Origin of the sequence: Rhodoferax sp. OV413 (assembly GCF_900104385.1) — a bacterium.
In the GTDB taxonomy this organism is placed as follows: domain Bacteria; phylum Pseudomonadota; class Gammaproteobacteria; order Burkholderiales; family Burkholderiaceae_C; genus Rhodoferax_B.
This window is the reverse complement of sequence record NZ_FNJA01000005.1, coordinates 99,684-116,648: the sequence shown is the minus strand read 5'-3', so window position 1 is coordinate 116,648 and position 16,965 is coordinate 99,684. Positions and strand designations below refer to the sequence as shown.

The window sequence follows — 16,965 nt, the reverse complement described above, 5'->3', positions numbered from 1 at the left end:
CGGCTATGCTGACGCCCGCCCAAAAGAAAAACAATCTGCGTACCGGCCTGATTCTGGCGTCGGTCGCAGTGGCTTTTTTTATCGGATTCCTGGTCAAGATGGTTGTGCTGAGCCGGCACTGAGCCGGTTCTAGTCTTCATGCAAGTGCGCAGCGAAAATATCAAAATGGTGGGCAAGCTGGCCGTCGTGGCCTTTGGCATGTTCGCCTTTGGCTACGCACTGGTGCCGCTGTACAAGGCCATCTGCGAAATGACCGGTATCAACATTCTGGCGCTGGCCGAGCGCCAGGTTCCGGGTGTAGGTTCGGCTGGCGTGGATGCCAAGCTGCCCGCGAATACGCAGGTTGACATGAGCCGCACCATCACGGTGGAGTTCGACGCCAATGCGCGTGGGCCGTGGGAGTTCAAGCCCGCCAAAAGCTCTGTGCAAGTGCATCCCGGCGAGCTGACCACGGTGATGTACGAATTCCAAAATACGCAGAACCGGCGCATGGCCGCGCAGGCGATTCCCAGCTATGCACCGCGCCAGGCGCAGGCGCATTTCAACAAGCTGGAATGCTTTTGCTTTAACCAGTACACGCTGGACCCAGGCGAGAAGAAACAATGGCCGGTGGCCTTCGTGATCGATCCCAAGCTGTCGAAAGACGTGACGACGATTACCTTGTCGTACACCTTCTTTGAAGTGGGCGGCAAGACGCCGCCGGCGCCGACCTCTACGGTCGATGCGGGGCGTCTGGTCAGCACCGGCCAGGGGTCATGAGTACGCCGGCTAAAAGTTCGTTTCTACGCACGGTGAAAGCCGTTGCCTGGTCGTTTGTGGGTATCCGCAAGCGTAGTGGTTTTGAGGACGACCTGGCCAAGATCAGCCCGCTGCATGTGATTGCAGTCGGCCTGGTGGCGGTACTGCTGATCGTGCTGGGTTTGGTTGTTTTTGTTAATTGGGTGGTGGCAAAGTGAGCTGTTTTTGCCATGTTGGGTTCAAGAAAATGAGAAGAGAGTAAGGAGCTGAAATGAGTTCAACTGCACACGCTGCGACACCGTACTATTTTGTACCTGGCCCATCGCGCCATCCGGCCATGGCCGCATTGGGTTTGTTCTTCGTCATCCTGGGTGCCGGCCAGTGGGTCAATGGTGCCGACTGGGGCAAGTACTCGTTGGCTTTCGGCATGCTGTTCTGGTGGGGCGTGCTGTTCCAGTGGTTCCGCGATGCCATCAACGAAAGCGAAGGCGGTCTGTACAGCTACAAGATCGACCTGTCATACCGCTGGAGCATGAGCTGGTTCATCTTCTCCGAGGTGATGTTCTTCGGCGCGTTCTTCACCGCTCTGTGGTGGGCGCGTGCGCACTCCGTGCCAGCCCTGGGCAGCTTGGAAAACGCCTTGCTCTGGCCGGATTTCAAAGCGGTCTGGCCTAGTCTGGCGGCCGGTGTGACGGCTTCGCCTGCAAACATCATCGAGCCGTTCACCACCATGACGCCGTTCTGGTTGCCCACCATCAATACCGGATTGCTGCTGAGCTCGGGCGTGACGCTGACCATTGCCCACCACGCGCTGGTCAAGGGTGAACGCGGCAAGACCATCGCCTTCATGTGGGTGACGGTTTTGCTGGGTACGGTGTTCTTGTTCGTCCAAGGCTATGAATACGCCCACGCTTACAGCGAAATGAACCTGAAGCTGAGCTCGGGTGTTTACGGTTCCACCTTCTACATGCTGACCGGCTTCCACGGCTTCCATGTGCTGGTCGGCATGCTGATGCTGCTCTTCATCACCCTGCGTTTGATGAAGGGTCACTTCACCCCCAGCAAGCATTTTGGTTTTGAAGGCGCTGCCTGGTATTGGCACTTTGTCGACGTGGTCTGGCTGGGCCTCTACGTCATCGTGTACTGGATGTGATGGCGTAGTGCAAAATTCGCCCATAAAAAAGCGCCTGTTGGCGCTTTTTTATTGTGAGTCGCTGTTTACTTGCCTGCAGGGATGCCTGTGGGATGCAAATAGCCGAGTTTCCAGCCCACCAGAATGCAGATGAACAGCAATACCGAAAACCCGATCCGAAATGCCAGCGCCTTGGCCATGCGCCCGGCCTGGGGTGCGCTGTCGGTGTCGGACTTGCCGCCCTTCAGCATGAAGTACAGGGCGGCGCCAAGGCTGGCGAGTATGGCCGCAAAAGCGGCGAGGGCGAGGTAGGTCATGGACGGCATTATCCTGTGAGCCCGAAAACCCGTTTTGGCCTGTTGACAGTAGCTGCGCTGCTGGGCGTAGCCCTGACTTTCTCCCTAGGCCGCTGGCAGCTATCACGCGCCGCGCAGAAGGAAGCCTTGCATGCGGCCATCGAATCCCAGCATCTGCGCCCGCCCATCGGCCCGGCAGACCTGCTGGGGACGACTCCGCCGGACGATCTGGTACACCGCCAGGTGCGTTTGCAGGGCCGCTGGCTGCCGCAGCGCACCGTTTTTCTGGACAACCGCCAGATGCACGGGCAGACCGGCTTCTTTGTGGTCACGCCTTTGCAGCTGGCGGACAGCCAGTCGGTAATTCTGGTGCAGCGGGGCTGGGTGGCGCGCAATTTTCTGGACCGAACCCAGCTGCCGAAGGTCGAAAGCCCTGCCGGTCTGGTCGAAGTGCAAGGGCGTATGGCCCCGCCACCGTCCAAACTTTATGCGTTCCAGGCCGCCGAGCAAGGCCCCATCCGGCAAAATCTCGACCTGGCGGCTTTTGCTGCGGAGACGGGCCTGGCCTTGCTACCCCTGTCGGTGCTGCAAACCGGGCCTGCTGTGAGCGCCTCCGGCAACCCTCTCCAGCGCGATTGGCCTCCCGCCAATACCGGTGTGGAAAAACACTATGGCTACGCATTCCAATGGTTTGGGCTCAGCGCCCTGATCGCAATTCTTTATGTCTGGTTCCAAATTGTCCGACGCTTCTTCCTTCCGCCAAAACGGCAGTCTTGACGACCACCCCCTGGGTTTGACCGTGCATTCCCTGCCCACGCCCCAGGAGGCTGTGGATGGGTCGGCCCGCCGTACCGTGCTGGGGCGCTGGAAGATGCTGGCCGTGCTGCTGACCTGCGCCGCGCCGGTGATCGCCTCGTATTTCACCTACTACGTGGTGCGCCCCGAAGGTCGCCGCAATTTTGGCGAGCTGGTGGACCCGCAGCGCCCCTTGCCCGACCAGGCCGTGGTGGGCGTGGACGGTACGCCGGGCAATCTGCGCAGCCTCAAAGGCCAGTGGCTGCTGGTCAGCGCGGCCGGTGGCGCCTGTGACGATGCCTGCCAGAAGCACCTGTACTTGCAGCGCCAGCTGCGGGAAACCCTGGGCAAGGAAAAAGACCGCGTCGACTGGGTCTGGCTGGTCACCGACGACGCGCCCATCCCCGAAGCCCTGCGCCCGGCCCTGAAAGGCGCGACCGTGCTGCGCGTCGGCGAGCTGCAGCTTTCGGAATGGCTGTCGCCGGCCGTCGGCCAACTGCTGCAAGACCATTTGTACGTGGTGGATCCGATCGGCAACTGGATGCTGCGCTTCCCAGCCCAGCTGGACCTGGCCAATGCCGCCAGTGCCAAGCGCGACATGGACCGGCTGCTGCGCGCCTCATCGTCGTGGGATGAAGCAGGCCGCTGATGGAACCACAAGCCTTGTACGACCTGTCGCCCGCGCTGCAGATGATGCTGGTGGGCGCGGTGATTGCCTTGGGCCCGCTGGCCTGGGTCTGGCTGCGCAACGCCAAGGCGTCTACCCCGCGCCGCTTGCAGGCGCTGACGGTGTTGACCCTGTTTTTGACCTTTGACCTGGTGCTGTTCGGCGCCTTCACCCGGCTGACCGACTCCGGCCTGGGCTGCCCTGATTGGCCGGGCTGCTACGGCAACGCCAGCCCGCTGGGGGCGGTCGCCGAAATCACCCATGCACAGACCACCATGCCGAGCGGCCCGGTCACCCACAGCAAGGCCTGGGTGGAGATGGTGCACCGCTATCTGGCAACTGCCGTTGGCGTGTTGATTTTGACCCTGACCGTGGGCAGCTGGTGGGCGCGCAAACGCGGCCTGGCCGATATCCCGGTGAATCCCTGGTGGCCCACCGCCACCCTGGTGTGGGTCTGCCTGCAGGGCGCTTTTGGCGCGCTGACGGTCACCATGAAGCTGTTCCCTGCCATCGTGACTTTGCACCTGATCGGCGGCCTGGTGCTGCTGGCCTTGCTCTGCGCCCAGGCCGTGGGCTATTCGCGCTGGGGGCGTGAACACGCGGCGCTGCAAATGTCACCAACGGTCCGCCGCTGGGTGCTGGTGGTGTTCGCACTGCTGACGCTACAGATTGTGCTGGGCGGTTGGGTGAGTACCAATTACGCGGTGCTGGCCTGCGACACCTTTCCGCTGTGCCAGAACAGCTGGTGGCCGGTGATGGACTTCCGTCAGGCGTTCCAGATCTGGCGCCCGCTGGGCCAGTTGCAGGACGGCAGCTATTTGGGTTTTGCCGCGCTGACCACCATCCACTACAGCCATCGCCTGGTCGCCTACGTGGTGCTGCTGGCGCTGTTGGCTTTGGCCTGGCGTTTGCACCGCCACCCGGCCACCCGGCGCCAGGCCCGCTGGCTGGCCGCCTTGACGCTATTACAGTTCGCTACCGGCCTGAGCAATGTGGTGCTGGGCTGGCCGCTGCTGGCTGCCGTATCCCATACCGGTGGCGCGGCTGCGCTGGTAGTGGTGATGACCTGGACGGTCTGCGCCCAGCGCCGCGCCCGTCCCTCTTCTAGACCGAGATTGTCCGCATGAGTGTTGTTGAATCCCTCTCCCCCCCGACTACGTCCATGCCGTCGCGCCTGCGCCAGTTCAATGCGCTGACCAAGCCGCGCGTGATCCAGCTCATCGTGTTCTGCGCACTGATCGGCATGGTGCTGGCCGTGCCCGGCGTACCCAGCTGGGCCGAGGTGCGCCTGGGGCTGATCGCCTGCTTGGGCATCTGGCTGGTGGCCGGCGCGGCCGCCGCCTTCAACTGCCTGGTCGAGAAGGGCATTGACGCCAAGATGAAGCGCACCTCCTGGCGGCCCACGGCGCGGCAGGAGCTGCAGGACTGGCAGACCCTGCTGTTCTCCGGCTTGCTGTGCACGGCCGGCTCGGTGCTGCTGTATGTGTGGGTGAACCCGCTGACCATGTGGCTGACCTTTGCCACCTTTGTCGGCTACGCCGTGGTCTATACCGTGATCCTCAAGCCGCTGACGCCGCAGAACATCGTGATCGGCGGCGCTTCTGGCGCCATGCCGCCGGTGCTCGGTTGGGCCGCGATGACTGGCGATGTGGCGCCCGAGGCCTTGATCCTGTTCCTGATCATCTTCCTGTGGACCCCGCCGCACTTCTGGGCGCTGGCGCTGTACCGGGTCGAGGACTACCGCAAGTCCGGCCTGCCCATGCTGCCCGTGACCCACGGCAACGAATTCACCCGGCTGCAGGTGCTGCTGTACACCCTGGTGCTGTTTGCCGCCTGCCTGATGCCCTTCATTTACGGCATGAGCTCCTGGCTGTATCTGGTCGTGGCGATTGCCTTGAGCATCGGCTTCTGCGGCTACGGCTTTGCGCTGTGGCGCAACTATTCGGACGCGCTGGCGCGCAAGACCTTCCGCTTTTCACTCATCCACCTGAGCGTGCTGTTTGCCGCGCTGCTGGTCGACCACTACCTGATCTGATCCCATGCATAAACGTGATGCTATTAAAAAAATAGCTGCTAGCGCATTAGTTATAAGCGCCAGCGGCCTGTTTGTTGCCTGTTCCGAGCCGACGCCCAAGTTTGCCGCGGTGGACGTCACCGGCGCCGACTACGCCAAGGATTTCCAGCTTAGCGACCACAACGGCCAGCCGCGCAGCCTGAAGGACTTTGCTGGCAAGCTGGTGGTGGTGTTCTTTGGCTACACCCAGTGCCCGGATGTCTGCCCCACCTCGATGGCCGAGCTGGCCGAGGTCAAGAAGACCCTGGGAGCCGATGGCGACAAGCTGCAAGGCATCTTCATCACCGTCGACCCGCAGCGCGACACGCCGGAGATCCTGAAGGCCTACATGGGCAACTTCGACCCCAGCTTTCTGGCCCTGGTGCCCACGCCCGAGCAGCTGGCGGCCCTGGCCAAGGACTACAAGGTCTACTACAAGAAGGTCGACGGCAGTACGCCCACCAGCTACACCATGGACCACTCGGCCGGCAGCTATGTTTACGACACCCAGGGCCGGCTGCGCCTGTACGCGCGCTACGGCAGCGGCGCACCGGCGTTGGCCGGCGATCTGAAGCTGCTGCTCAAACAGAAGACGTAAAAAAGGGACCGCGAGGTCCCTTTTTCATAGCTGCGTACCGTCCACTCATGCGTAGTCGGTCAGCGCCTTCTTCATTTTCTTCATGGCGGCAGTTTCGATCTGGCGGATCCGCTCGGCACTGACGCCGTAGTCGGCTGCCAGCTCGTGCAGCGTCATGCCACCAGAGCCGTCGTCCTGCACCTTCAGCCAGCGCTCTTCCACGATGCGGCGGCTGCGGTCGTCCAGGCCGTCCAGAGCGGTGCGGATGCCGTCGCTGGCCATGGTGTCGCGGGCACGGGCTTCCAGCAGGGCGGTAGGCTCCTGGTGGGTGTCGGCCAGGTAGGCGATGGGGCCAAAGCTGTCTTCGCCGTCGTCGGATGGGCCTGGGTCCAGCATCACGTCGCCGCCCGACAAGCGGGTTTCCATCTCGATCACGTCTTCGCGCTTGACCTTCAGTTGGGTCGCCATGGAGTCGATTTCTGCCGCGCTCAGCGTATCGCGGTGGGTGTCACCGTCAATGGCCGCCGAATCGGACTTGAAACCTTGCTTCATGGACCGCAGGTTAAAGAACAGCTTGCGCTGGGCCTTGGTGGTAGCCACCTTGACCATGCGGCAGTTCTTCAGGATGTACTCATGCATTTCGGCCTTGATCCAGTGCAGCGCATAGCTGACCAGGCGTACGCCTTGGTCGGGGTCGAAGCGCTTCACGGCCTTCATCAGGCCGACATTGCCTTCCTGGATCAGGTCGCCGTGCGGCAGGCCATAGCCCAGGTATTGGCGGGCCACGGAGACCACCAGGCGCAGATGCGACATCACCAGCTTACCGGCGGCGTCCACATCGTTGTCGTTCTTGAGTTGGCGGGCAAACTGCTGCTCTTGCTCCAGCGTGAGCATGGGCATGCGGTTGACCGCGGAAATATATGCGTCGAGGTTGCCAAGCGGCGGCACCAGCGACCAAGGATTCGGAGCGGCAAGCGCTGTAGACATCGTTCCAGTTTGAATATTCATACCAGATTCCTTTTCTCTAAGCTTGAATATTAGCACTCTATAAAGAAGAGTGCTAAGACCCGGCCAGTTCAAGCCTACTGTGCCAAGGGTGTTGGTAGGAGTCGGCTATGGGCCTACAAGTTCCTGCTAGTGCCTGGCCGGGCCATCCGCGTGGGCTACAGTGTGTTTTCTAGCATTTTTGAGGAATTCCATGCCCATCCAAGCCCGCCTGCACCGCGCCCACGGCGCCTTGACAAGCCTGAGTAACGGCCGCCATGCCTGGAGCGCCGACGTGGACAAAACCCTGGGCTCGGACGATTTGGCGCCCGATCCGCATGATTTGCTCGACTCGGCGCTGGCGGCCTGCACCACGCTGACCCTGGAGCTGTACATCCGTCGCCGCAAAATGGCCGTCACCGGCCTGCGCGTGGAGATCAGCCACACCGAAGGCAAGACCGAGGACGGCAAGGTCCGTTACGAGCTGCAGCGCAATTTACATATCGAGGGTGATATCACGCCAGAAGACCGGACCAAGCTGCTGGAGATTGCCAACAAGTGCCCTATTCATCGGGTGCTGACCGGCGAAATCAGCGTCGCCACAACGTTGGCCGATTGATACTATTGTTTTTGTAGCTGCTGGCGCAGTTGTTATAAGCGCTAGAGGCCTATTTTATGCATAAATCATGGCGGCGTCCAGCACTTCCACCCAGTGCTTGACCGGCGTGGCCGTTCCGCTCTGCAGATGCTGGATGCAGCCGATGTTGGCCGAGACGATGGTCTGCGCGCCCAGCGGTTCCAGGTTGTGCAGCTTGCGGTCGCGCAGCTGGTAGGCCAACTTCGGCTGCAGTACCGAATAGGTACCGGCCGAGCCGCAGCACAGATGGCTTTCACTGCCGGCCACCTGTACCTTGAAACCCAGCGCCCCCAGATGCGTCTCGACGCCGCCGCGCAGCTGCTGGCCGTGCTGCAGCGTGCAGGGTGGGTGAAAGGCCAAGTGGCTGGCGGCGCCGGGCCGGACCTTGTCGCGCAGCTTCTCCACCAGCTCGGGCAGCAACTCGCTGAGGTCGCGGGTCAGGGCGCTGATGCGGGCCGCCTTGGCCGCATAAGCCGGGTCGGCGGCCAGCGCGTGGCCGTAGTCCTTGACCATGACTCCACAGCCGGAGGCATTCATCACGATGGCTTCGACCGCGTTCGCCTCGACCAGCGGCCACCAGGCGTCGATATTGCGGCGCATGTCGGCCAGGCCGCCCTCGTGGTCGCCCAGGTGGCTGCGCAGCGCGCCGCAGCAACCGGCGCTGGCGGCCACCAGGGTCTGGATGCCGGCGGCGTCCAGCACCCGGGCGGTGGCACTGTTGATGTTCGGCATCATGGCTGGCTGCACGCAGCCGGTCAGCATCAGCACCTTGCGCGCGTGTTCCCGGCTCGGCCAGGGCTTGGCGGGCGTGGCGGCCGGTACCTTGTTCTTCAGTGTCTTGGGCAGCAGCGGGCGCAGCGCCTGGCCGACCTGCATCGCCGGGGCGAACAGGGGCGAGGTCAGGCCTTCCTTCAGCAGCCAGCGGGCGGCCTTTTCGCTGGCCGGGCGCTCCACCCGCGCGTCCACGATGCGCCGGCCTATGTCGACCAGCGCGCCGTATTCCACGCCGCTGGGGCAGGTGGATTCGCAGTTGCGGCAGGTCAGGCAGCGGTCCAGGTGCTGCTGGGTGCTGCGCGTGACTTCGGCACCCTCCAGAACCTGCTTCATCAGGTAGATGCGGCCGCGTGGACCGTCCAGCTCGTCGCCCAGCAGCTGGTAGGTGGGGCAGGTGGCGGTGCAGAAGCCGCAGTGCACGCATTTGCGCAGAATCGCCTCGGCGGCTTGGCCGTCGGCGGTGTGCTGGAATTCGGGGGCGAGGTGGGTTTGCATGGTTCAGAAATCGCGGTACAGGCGGCCGGGGTTGAACAGGCCCTTGGGGTCGAATGCGTGCTTCAAGGCCTTCTGGATGCGCAGCAGCGGGGCCGACAGCGGTGTGAATACCTCGCTGCGCGGCGCTGCGGCGCGGAACAGCGTGGCGTGGCCGCCGGCCTGGGCGGCAGCGGCGCGCACCTGCTTGGCCGGCACATGGCCGCGCAGCCAGCGCTGGGCGCCGCCCCATTCGATCAACAGGTTGCCCGGCAGGTCCAGCGCGGCTGCGGTGGCCGGTACCGAGAGGCGCCACAGGGTTTCGCCGCGGGCCAGCTGGCTGCTGTCGAAGTGGAAGAACGCATGCTGGTGGTCGCGCACGCTGTCCCACCAGCTCGCGGCGATTTCGGGCTCGACCAGGCTGCCGCCGAGCTTGCTGCAGGCGGCCCGCACCGCCGCCTGGGCGCCGGCCAACCGCAGATGCAGCTGGCCGTGGTACCAGGCGCTGGCGTTGATGGGCAGCGGCTGGCCAGTCCAGGCGTTCAGTTGTTGCAGTGCCTGGGCCTGGTCCATGGCAAACACCAGGGTGGCGCTGGCCTGCGCGCTGGGCAGCACCTTCAGCGATATCTCGCAGATCACGCCCAACACACCCAGCGAGCCGGCCATGACCCGCGACACGTCGTAGCCGGCCACGTTCTTGATCACCTGGCCGCCAAAACTCAGTACCTCACCCTGGCCGTTCAGCAAGGTGGTGCCCAGCACGTAGTCGCGCACCGTGCCCACGCTGGCGCGCGACGGGCCGCTGAGGCCGGCCGCCACCATGCCGCCGACCGTACCACCGGCGGCGAAGCGCGGCGGCTCGAACGGCAGGCACTGGCCTTTATCTGCCAGCACGGCTTCCAGCTCGGCCAGCGGCGTGCCGGCGCGCACCGTGACCACCAGCTCGCTGGGTTCGTAGCTGCTGATGCCGCCCAGCGGCCGCAGGTCCAGCACATCGCCGTGCGGCATCTCGCCGTAGAAGCGCTTGGTGTTGCCGGCCTGGATGTCGAGCGGCTTGTGGGCGCCGCGCACCTGGTCGATCAGGCGCTTTAAAACGGGGTCTGGGGTGTTCATCAGAATCGGGGCAAGTGGGGGAAGGGCAGCATGCCGCGCAGCACGGTCAGCTTGCCGTATTCGGCGCAGCGCTGCAGGCTGGGGATGACTTTGCCGGGGTTCAGCAGCTCGGCTGGGTCGAAGGCGCGCTTGACGGCAAACATCTGCTCGCGCTCGGGCGCGCTGAACTGCACGCACATGGAATTCAGCTTCTCTACGCCCACGCCATGCTCGCCGGTGACGGTGCCGCCCAGGCGCACGCTGGTTTCCAGGATGTCGGCGCCAAACAGTTCGCAGCGGTGCATCTGGTCGGGGTCGTTGGCATCGAACAGGATCAGCGGGTGCAGATTGCCGTCGCCCGCGTGGAACACATTGGCGCAGGCCAGGCCGTACTGCGCCTCCATGGCCTCGATGGCGCGCAGGATCTCGGCCAGCTTCTTGCGCGGGATGGTCGAGTCCATGCACATGTAGTCGGGGCTGATGCGGCCGGACGCGGGGAAGGCGTTCTTGCGGCCGCTCCAGAACTTCAGGCGCTGGGCTTCGTCCCGGCTGATGGTGCAGCGGGTGGCGCCGTTGGCCTGCAGCACGGCCTCCATGCGGGCGATTTCTTCTTCCACCTCTTCGGGCGTGCCGTCGCTTTCGCAGAGCAGGATGGCGGCGGCGTCCAGGTCATAGCCGGCGTGGACGAAGTCTTCTACGGCGGCGGTCATGCGCTTGTCCATCAGCTCCAGCCCGGCGGGGATGATGCCGGCGGCAATCACCGCCGCCACCGCATTGCCGGCCGACTCGACATCGGCAAAGCTGGCCATCACGCAGCGCGCCAGCTGCGGCTTGGGGACCAGCTTGACGGTGACTTCAACCGTCACGGCCAGCATGCCTTCACTGCCGATGATCAGAGGCAGCAGGTCCAGGCCGGGCGTGTCCAGGGCTTCGGAGCCGAACTCCACTTCTTCGCCTTCCACTGTGTAGCCGCGTACCCGCAGCACGTTGTGCAGGGTCAGACCGTATTTCAGGCAGTGCACGCCACCCGAGTTCTCGGCCACGTTGCCGCCTATGGTGCAGGCGATCTGGCTGCTGGGGTCGGGCGCGTAGTACAGGCCGTGGGGCGCGGCGGCTTCGCTGATGGCCAGGTTGCGCACGCCGCACTGCACGCGGGCGGTACAAGCCAACGGGTCGATCTGCAGGATGCGGTTGAACTTGGCCAGCGACAAGGTCACGCCCAGGCGGTGCGGCATGGCGCCGCCGGACAGGCCGGTGCCGGCGCCGCGGGCCACGATGGGCACCTGCAGCGCGTGGCAGATTTTGAGCACCGCGGCGACTTGGGCTTCGGTCTCTGGCAGCACCACGACCAGCGGCTGGGCGCGGTAGGCGGTCAGGCCATCGCACTCGTAGGGCGTGGTGTCCTCCGGGCGTGACAGGATGGCGTGGCGGGGCAGGGCGGCGGCCAAGGCGGCGGCGACCTCGGCGCGGCGGGCCAGCAGCTGCGGGCGGTCTTCGGTATGGGCAGTGTTCATCGTGGGGCAGAGCGGCGAATCTCCCACTATAAGCAGCTGGCGGCGCGACCGAGCTTGAAATTTCCGGTGCCGTTGCGTGCAGAAATCTACGCCACTGTCTTGGCTGAGCCCCACCAAGCCGGAGCATGCATATCCAGCTTTTTACTCCTGAATTGCTAGCTGCTCCCGCAGAATATATATGCGCTAGCCGCTGTTTTTATACGTAGTTTTTACTGCAAAAAGCAGAGCAAGCCCGAATCAGCTGCCGTTGGATGCGCTGGCCTGCGCACTGGGCGCTGCGGGCGCGGCCGTGCTGGCGCCGGGGTGGCCCCACCAGTCGCGGGCGTCGGTAAACGTGACGCGGCAGCCGGTGCAGCGGTAGACCCCGGTGGGCATCAATGCGCCGGTGGCATCACGACCGATCACGGGTTGGTAACTGGTCGCCCCACATCTACCGCATTTGTAAATTGTTTTGTACTGAGTCATCTTCCGGGTAATGTAAATGCATACAAGCTGACTCGTCTCAATGTAGATGTAAGTCCTTGTTTACCCAGGCAGTACGGGCACGAAGGGGGCAAACTTGGCGCGTTTCAGGCTGAAGAAGGCCTTGACGTTGCGCACATTGGCGTCGCTGGTGAAGAGCCGTTGCGCCAGCGCCAGGTAGCCGGGCATGTCGCGCGCAAACACCACCAGGCAAAAGTCCGGCCCCGGTGACACGCGGTAACACTGCTGGACCGCGTCGTCGCCGGCCACCCGCAGCTCGAACGCGGCCAGCCGTTCTTCGTCCTGCCGGTCCAGGGTGATTTCTACGATGGCGGTCAGGCCGTGGCCTTGTTTTTCGGCCAGTTTGTCGGCGTTGAGTACGGCAATCTGCCGCTCGATCAGGCCCGCATCGACCAGCCGTTTGACCCGCCGCAAGCAGGTGGGCGCCGACACATGGACCAGCTCGGCCAGCGCCTGGTTGCTGAGGGAGGCGTCGTGCTGCAGCTGGGTGAGCAGGCGCAGGTCGGTAGCATCGAGATCTATTTGTTCCATATATTTACTTTAAGTGAAATATTATTTCTTGGTATTTTTTCAAAGAAATAATATTTCAAATAGTGTGAAATATTGAAGCACTTTGCGAGAATCACAGGCTTAACATCCGGGCACAAACAACCCCTCCGGAGTTTTCTATGTGTGGCATCGTCGGCGCAGTCTCTACCCGCAATATCGTTCCCATCCTGGTCCAGGGCCTGCAGCGGCTGGAGTACCGGGGTTACGACTCCTGCGGGGTGGCCATCCAGGCTAACGGGCCGGACGCACAGCACACCGGCGCCCTGCGCCGCGCCCGTAGCACCTCGCGCGTGGCCGAGCTGATGACACAGGTGAGTGAAGACAAGCTGGAGAGCGGCACTGGCATCGCCCACACCCGCTGGGCCACCCATGGCGCGCCGGCCGTGCACAACGCGCACCCGCATTTCAGCCACGGCCCGGGCGCGGACGCGGCAGAGCGCGCCGGCCGTATCGCCCTGGTGCACAACGGCATCATCGAAAACCACGACGAGCTGCGTGCCCAGCTGCAGGCCAAGGGCTATGTGTTCAGCAGCCAGACCGATACCGAAGTTATCGCCCACCTGGTTGACAGCTTGTACAACGGTGACCTGTTTGAAGCCGTCAAGGCCACCGTGCTGCAGCTGCGTGGCGGCTATGCGATTGCGGTGTTCTGCAAGGACGAACCGCACCGCGTGATCGGTGCGCGCGCCGGTTCACCGCTGATCCTGGGCGTGGGTCAGGGCGAAACCTTTCTGGCCAGCGATGCCATGGCCCTGGCCGGCGTGACCGACCAGATCGTCTACCTGGAAGAGGGCGACGTGGTCGATGTGCAGATGGGCAAGTACTGGATCGTCGACAAGGCCCATAAGCCGGTGACCCGTGTGGTCAAGACCGTGCACGCCCACAGCGGCGCGGCCGAGTTAGGCCCGTACCGCCATTACATGCAGAAGGAAATTTTTGAGCAGCCGCGCGCCATCGGCGACACGCTGGAAGGCGTGACCGCCATCGTGCCCGGCCTGTTCGACGGCCCGAACAACCCCGAAGGCGGCGCTGCCGACAAAGTGTTTGCCGAGATCGACTCGGTGCTGATACTGGCCTGCGGCACCAGCTACTACAGCGGCTGCACCGCCAAATACTGGCTGGAGAGCATCGCCAAGATACCGACCCAAGTCGAGATCGCCAGCGAATACCGCTACCGCGACTCGGTGCCCAACCCCAAGACACTGGTGGTCACTATCACCCAGTCCGGTGAAACCGCCGATACCCTGGCTGCCTTGCGCCACGCCCAAAGCCTGGGCATGCCAAACACGCTGACTGTCTGCAATGTGTCGACCTCGGCCATGGTGCGCGAGTGCAGCCTGGCCTACATCACACGCGCCGGTGTGGAGATTGGAGTGGCCTCCACCAAAGCCTTCACCACCCAGCTGGGAGGTCTGTTCCTGCTGACGCTGGCGTTGGCCAAAACCAAGGGCCGCCTGACCGCCGAAGAAGAAGCCGGTCACCTCAAAGCCATGCGCCACCTGCCCGCCGCCCTGCAAGCCGTGCTGGCGCTGGAGCCGCAAATCATCGCCTGGGCCGAAGACTTTGCGCCCAAGGAAAACGCACTGTTCCTGGGCCGCGGCCTGCACTACCCGATCGCGCTGGAAGGCGCGCTCAAGCTCAAGGAAATCACCTACATCCACGCCGAAGCCTACGCCGCTGGCGAGTTGAAGCACGGTCCGCTGGCCCTGGTTACCAGCGAGATGCCGGTGGTGGCCGTGGCACCCAACGACACCCTGATCGAGAAGCTGAAAAGCAATCTGCAAGAAGTCCGCGCGCGCGGCGGTGTGCTGTATGTGCTGGCCGATGCCGATTCCCATATCACCAGCGGCGAAGGCCTGCACGTGATCCGCATGCCCGAACACTACGGCGCGCTGTCACCCCTGCTGCACGTGGTGCCGCTGCAATTGCTGGCGTACCACACCGCATGTGCGCGGGGGACGGATGTGGATAAGCCTCGGAACTTGGCGAAGAGCGTCACTGTGGAGTAAATGTTGTCGCCGACCATACTAGATGTTCTTTGCCAATAAAGTCGTAGACAGCGCAATGAAGTCGTAGGCAACGCAATAAAGTCGTAGACACCGAAGGGGTGGCGTCTACGACCTCAAGAAAAGAATGACTCTTTTCTCAGCTTGAAATCCACGGGGCGTGGTCATTGCAATTCGAGCTTGATCCCCGTCAGAGTTTTTCGGGCGGTGCCCAAAGCGCTTCAAGATTCACGTCGTCACTGCTGGGCCTATGCTCCTTGAGGAGTGGGTCAATTCTCAGGATCATGGGTAGATCGAATGCCGTCCCTGTAACCACGCAACAGCCTTTGGCCAGGGTTGGGATGAGAGCCTTGGAACTGGAGTCCAAGGTACTGATGGTGTTGTCCAGCAGCATGAGGTCGCGCTCGTTCACCAGCCGGTGGATGAAGAAGTTGTGGATCTGGGAAACGATGGTCGGTGAGATGTCGGCTGGCCGCTGGCTGGAGAGGGTGAGGTAGACCCCATACTTGCGTCCCTCCTTGATGATTTCTTCAAAAAGTTCAAGTCGGTAGTCCTTCCATATTTCATGCTCACGGGTGGATTGCTCCGACAAGATGTTGTGGGCTTCATCAATGATGAGGTGAAGAGTCCTGCTCGGCGGGCTCTTCAGGTTCTCAGAGTCTTTGTGATTCGTGTAGAAATTTTTGGCGATGAGCAACGGCAAGATTTTCTTGATCTCGTTCTTGCATTTCTTCAATGAGATCACATGCAAGAGATGTGGTGGCGGTGGCACATCTACGACGTCAAGAACATTGCGAAGAGCTGTGATGGATGACTTGGCTCTTGCAAGCACCGGCTGGATGTGTTCGTATTGGGCATAGCCGAAAACGACATCTGAACAGAGCTGGAGGTAGCACCTCAAGATGGCTTGCTTGACCAACTGCTCTCTCGCAACCACGCCGCGCCAGCCATCGAGTCGCTTGGCTTTGATTGCCGTATCCAGCAGTAGCGCGGTGTTCAGTGTTTTGGTTGTAACACCGTAGGGGGCATCCGGTTCCTGAACTGCGTTTGTGACAACGCGGTCTTTCAAGTTGTTGTACAGGGCCAGCTGGCCGGAGGTTTTCAACTGCTGGGGGGTGTCATCTGACTTGCCGGCTACGACTCGCTTCGCTACATCGGCGATGCGCGCCAAGTAGCCCTCATACTCGATTGCCCTGTCCTTGCGCAGACGGATGATTTCGTCCAAAAGCGCTGACATCTTGGCGAAGTAGGCTGGGTCGGTCAGTTGCTCTCTCAGGATCTTGCTGCGGACGTTGTTCTCGATCGTCTCGGCGATGGATTCTTTATTGCCCTTCATGTCGCCCAGGCGCTCTGCTATCGCATCTGCAATGCCGGTTTTGACGATCAGGTCCAGCAGACCGATACCATCGAAGGGCGATATCTTGCGAGGCGCCTGGGCCTCGATGTAGGTGTCGATGAGGTGACGCATGTCCGCCTCGTAGGGCTTCAGGTCTAGGGTCTCGCCGGCCGCCTTGCGGATGATTTCGCGCAGGTTCAGGTAGTGCTTCTGTAGACCCTTGATACGCTCGATCTGTTCCGGCGTGTACCTGCGGGCCACGAGCGCCTTCAGGCCAAGCGAGGGGAAGCCGTAGTGATGATCAAGGTAGCCGAGAAGCTCGAAGCAGGCCATCGCAACGAATACAGCTCGTGGTCCAAAGAGCCGCGGCTGGTTCGCACGCTCCGTCCGACCAGCCGCTTAACGCTCGGTATTGAGCAGATGGGGCTAGGGGAGACGCTGATTTCTGATCGAACAGATGACCGAATCGAAAGTCGGTGGGATCAAGTGATGTCGGCGATTGAATATCGCCACGCACAATCGCTGGCAAGGGTCGCAGAGTGGGCGTGCTCCAAACGGGAATACGAAGACCGCGAGCGAGAACGTCAAGAGGCGTTGCAGCGGCAGGAAGAGGTACGCCGAGCTGCTGAGGCAGAGCTTGCTAGGCGTCAAGATTTGCTCAAAGAGGCGGGCAATTGGCACGAGGCGCAGATGCTGCGAGCGTACCTTGGTCATCTTGAGGATCGCCGTATCGCTGGTGGGGCTCCGTCCGACGACTACGCATCCTGGGTGGCTTGGGCAAGTGCCGTTACATTGACGTTAGATAAAAGTGAAACGCGTGTTAAATCGGTTGCTCCGAATGCATAAGGGCCGCTTCGCGCC

20 protein-coding genes are annotated in these 16,965 nt (G+C 62.5%); 12 read left to right on the top strand and 8 right to left on the bottom strand.

Going from position 1 to position 16,965, the window contains the following annotated elements; genetic code table 11:
* The first annotated feature begins 5 nt into the window (after positions 1-5).
* From BLT66_RS26970 to BLT66_RS17320, 4 genes are read left to right on the top strand one after another with little or no spacing between them, the layout of a single operon-like run.
* On the top strand, positions 6-122 hold the full coding sequence (locus BLT66_RS26970) for a cytochrome oxidase small assembly protein (protein WP_218922625.1): 117 nt from the start codon (positions 6-8) through the stop codon (positions 120-122).
* Positions 123-138: 16 nt separating this feature from the next.
* On the top strand, positions 139-759 hold the full coding sequence (locus BLT66_RS17330; protein WP_092759403.1) for a cytochrome c oxidase assembly protein: 621 nt from the start codon (positions 139-141) through the stop codon (positions 757-759).
* Between the two features lie 32 nt (positions 760-791).
* Positions 792-956 (top strand): DUF2970 domain-containing protein, encoded by a 165-nt coding sequence (locus tag BLT66_RS17325; protein ID WP_369821612.1) that lies wholly within the window; start codon positions 792-794, stop codon positions 954-956.
* 53 nt (positions 957-1,009) lie between these two features.
* On the top strand, positions 1,010-1,891 hold the full coding sequence (locus BLT66_RS17320; RefSeq protein WP_092759399.1) for a cytochrome c oxidase subunit 3: 882 nt from the start codon (positions 1,010-1,012) through the stop codon (positions 1,889-1,891).
* 65 nt (positions 1,892-1,956) lie between these two features.
* Here BLT66_RS17320 and BLT66_RS17315 read toward each other — a convergent pair whose 3' ends face one another.
* Positions 1,957-2,187, bottom strand: coding sequence for a twin transmembrane helix small protein (locus tag BLT66_RS17315; RefSeq protein WP_176955084.1), 231 nt, complete (start codon positions 2,185-2,187; stop codon positions 1,957-1,959).
* A 15-nt stretch (positions 2,188-2,202) separates the two neighbouring features.
* Here BLT66_RS17315 and BLT66_RS17310 point away from each other — a divergent pair, with 15 nt between their 5' ends.
* The 5 genes from BLT66_RS17310 to BLT66_RS17290 are packed head-to-tail and all read left to right on the top strand — an operon-like array spanning position 2,203 to position 6,279.
* Positions 2,203-2,943: an SURF1 family protein gene (locus BLT66_RS17310; RefSeq protein WP_092759395.1), complete on the top strand. Its 741-nt coding sequence runs from the start codon at positions 2,203-2,205 to the stop codon at positions 2,941-2,943.
* Positions 2,888-3,610, top strand: a complete 723-nt coding sequence (locus BLT66_RS17305; protein WP_092759393.1) for a hypothetical protein — start codon at positions 2,888-2,890, stop codon at positions 3,608-3,610. Before BLT66_RS17310 ends, BLT66_RS17305 begins: the two co-directional genes overlap by 56 nt.
* Positions 3,610-4,755 carry a COX15/CtaA family protein gene (locus BLT66_RS17300; protein WP_369821611.1) on the top strand — a complete coding sequence of 382 codons (1,146 nt, stop codon included), beginning with the start codon at positions 3,610-3,612 and terminating at the stop codon, positions 4,753-4,755. The genes BLT66_RS17305 and BLT66_RS17300 overlap by 1 nt, the downstream gene beginning before the upstream one ends.
* The gene (cyoE, locus tag BLT66_RS17295; RefSeq protein ID WP_092759389.1) at positions 4,752-5,663 is read left to right on the top strand and encodes a heme o synthase; all 912 of its coding nucleotides are present in this window, start codon (positions 4,752-4,754) and stop codon (positions 5,661-5,663) included. Before BLT66_RS17300 ends, cyoE begins: the two co-directional genes overlap by 4 nt.
* A 4-nt stretch (positions 5,664-5,667) precedes the next feature.
* Positions 5,668-6,279 carry an SCO family protein gene (locus BLT66_RS17290; protein ID WP_176955083.1) on the top strand — a complete coding sequence of 204 codons (612 nt, stop codon included), beginning with the start codon at positions 5,668-5,670 and terminating at the stop codon, positions 6,277-6,279.
* A gap of 45 nt (positions 6,280-6,324) precedes the next feature.
* Here the strand turns inward: BLT66_RS17290 and rpoH are convergent, their stop codons facing one another.
* Positions 6,325-7,266, bottom strand: coding sequence for an RNA polymerase sigma factor RpoH (gene rpoH, locus BLT66_RS17285; RefSeq protein ID WP_092759387.1), 942 nt, complete (start codon positions 7,264-7,266; stop codon positions 6,325-6,327).
* 190 nt (positions 7,267-7,456) lie between these two features.
* Here rpoH and BLT66_RS17280 point away from each other — a divergent pair, with 190 nt between their 5' ends.
* Positions 7,457-7,861 (top strand): OsmC family protein, encoded by a 405-nt coding sequence (locus BLT66_RS17280; protein WP_092759385.1) that lies wholly within the window; start codon positions 7,457-7,459, stop codon positions 7,859-7,861.
* A 54-nt stretch (positions 7,862-7,915) separates the two neighbouring features.
* On the opposite strand, the gene glcF is transcribed toward BLT66_RS17280, so the two are convergent.
* From glcF to BLT66_RS17260, 5 genes are all read right to left on the bottom strand, one after another.
* Positions 7,916-9,148 carry a glycolate oxidase subunit GlcF gene (gene glcF, locus BLT66_RS17275; RefSeq protein WP_092759383.1) on the bottom strand — a complete coding sequence of 411 codons (1,233 nt, stop codon included), beginning with the start codon at positions 9,146-9,148 and terminating at the stop codon, positions 7,916-7,918.
* Between the two features lie 3 nt (positions 9,149-9,151).
* Positions 9,152-10,237 (bottom strand): glycolate oxidase subunit GlcE, encoded by a 1,086-nt coding sequence (gene glcE / locus BLT66_RS17270; protein WP_092759381.1) that lies wholly within the window; start codon positions 10,235-10,237, stop codon positions 9,152-9,154.
* Positions 10,237-11,730: an FAD-linked oxidase C-terminal domain-containing protein gene (locus tag BLT66_RS17265; RefSeq protein ID WP_092759379.1), complete on the bottom strand. Its 1,494-nt coding sequence runs from the start codon at positions 11,728-11,730 to the stop codon at positions 10,237-10,239. The genes glcE and BLT66_RS17265 overlap by 1 nt, the downstream gene beginning before the upstream one ends.
* A 237-nt stretch (positions 11,731-11,967) precedes the next feature.
* A complete protein-coding gene (locus tag BLT66_RS26835) occupies positions 11,968-12,135 on the bottom strand; it encodes a hypothetical protein (protein ID WP_176955082.1) in 168 nt (55 codons plus the stop codon).
* A gap of 120 nt (positions 12,136-12,255) precedes the next feature.
* On the bottom strand, positions 12,256-12,744 hold the full coding sequence (locus BLT66_RS17260) for an Lrp/AsnC family transcriptional regulator (protein ID WP_092759377.1): 489 nt from the start codon (positions 12,742-12,744) through the stop codon (positions 12,256-12,258).
* 137 nt (positions 12,745-12,881) lie between these two features.
* On the opposite strand from BLT66_RS17260, the gene glmS reads away from it, so the two are divergent.
* The gene (gene glmS, locus BLT66_RS17255; protein ID WP_092759375.1) at positions 12,882-14,771 is read left to right on the top strand and encodes a glutamine--fructose-6-phosphate transaminase (isomerizing); all 1,890 of its coding nucleotides are present in this window, start codon (positions 12,882-12,884) and stop codon (positions 14,769-14,771) included.
* A gap of 187 nt (positions 14,772-14,958) precedes the next feature.
* On the opposite strand, the gene BLT66_RS26965 is transcribed toward glmS, so the two are convergent.
* Complete coding sequence (locus BLT66_RS26965) at positions 14,959-16,437, bottom strand: ATP-binding protein (protein ID WP_218922624.1); 1,479 nt, start codon at positions 16,435-16,437, stop codon at positions 14,959-14,961.
* On the opposite strand from BLT66_RS26965, the gene BLT66_RS17245 reads away from it, so the two are divergent.
* The gene (locus BLT66_RS17245; RefSeq protein WP_143029241.1) at positions 16,402-16,950 is read left to right on the top strand and encodes a hypothetical protein; all 549 of its coding nucleotides are present in this window, start codon (positions 16,402-16,404) and stop codon (positions 16,948-16,950) included. The genes BLT66_RS26965 and BLT66_RS17245 overlap by 36 nt on opposite strands.
* The last annotated feature ends 15 nt before the right edge of the window (positions 16,951-16,965 follow it).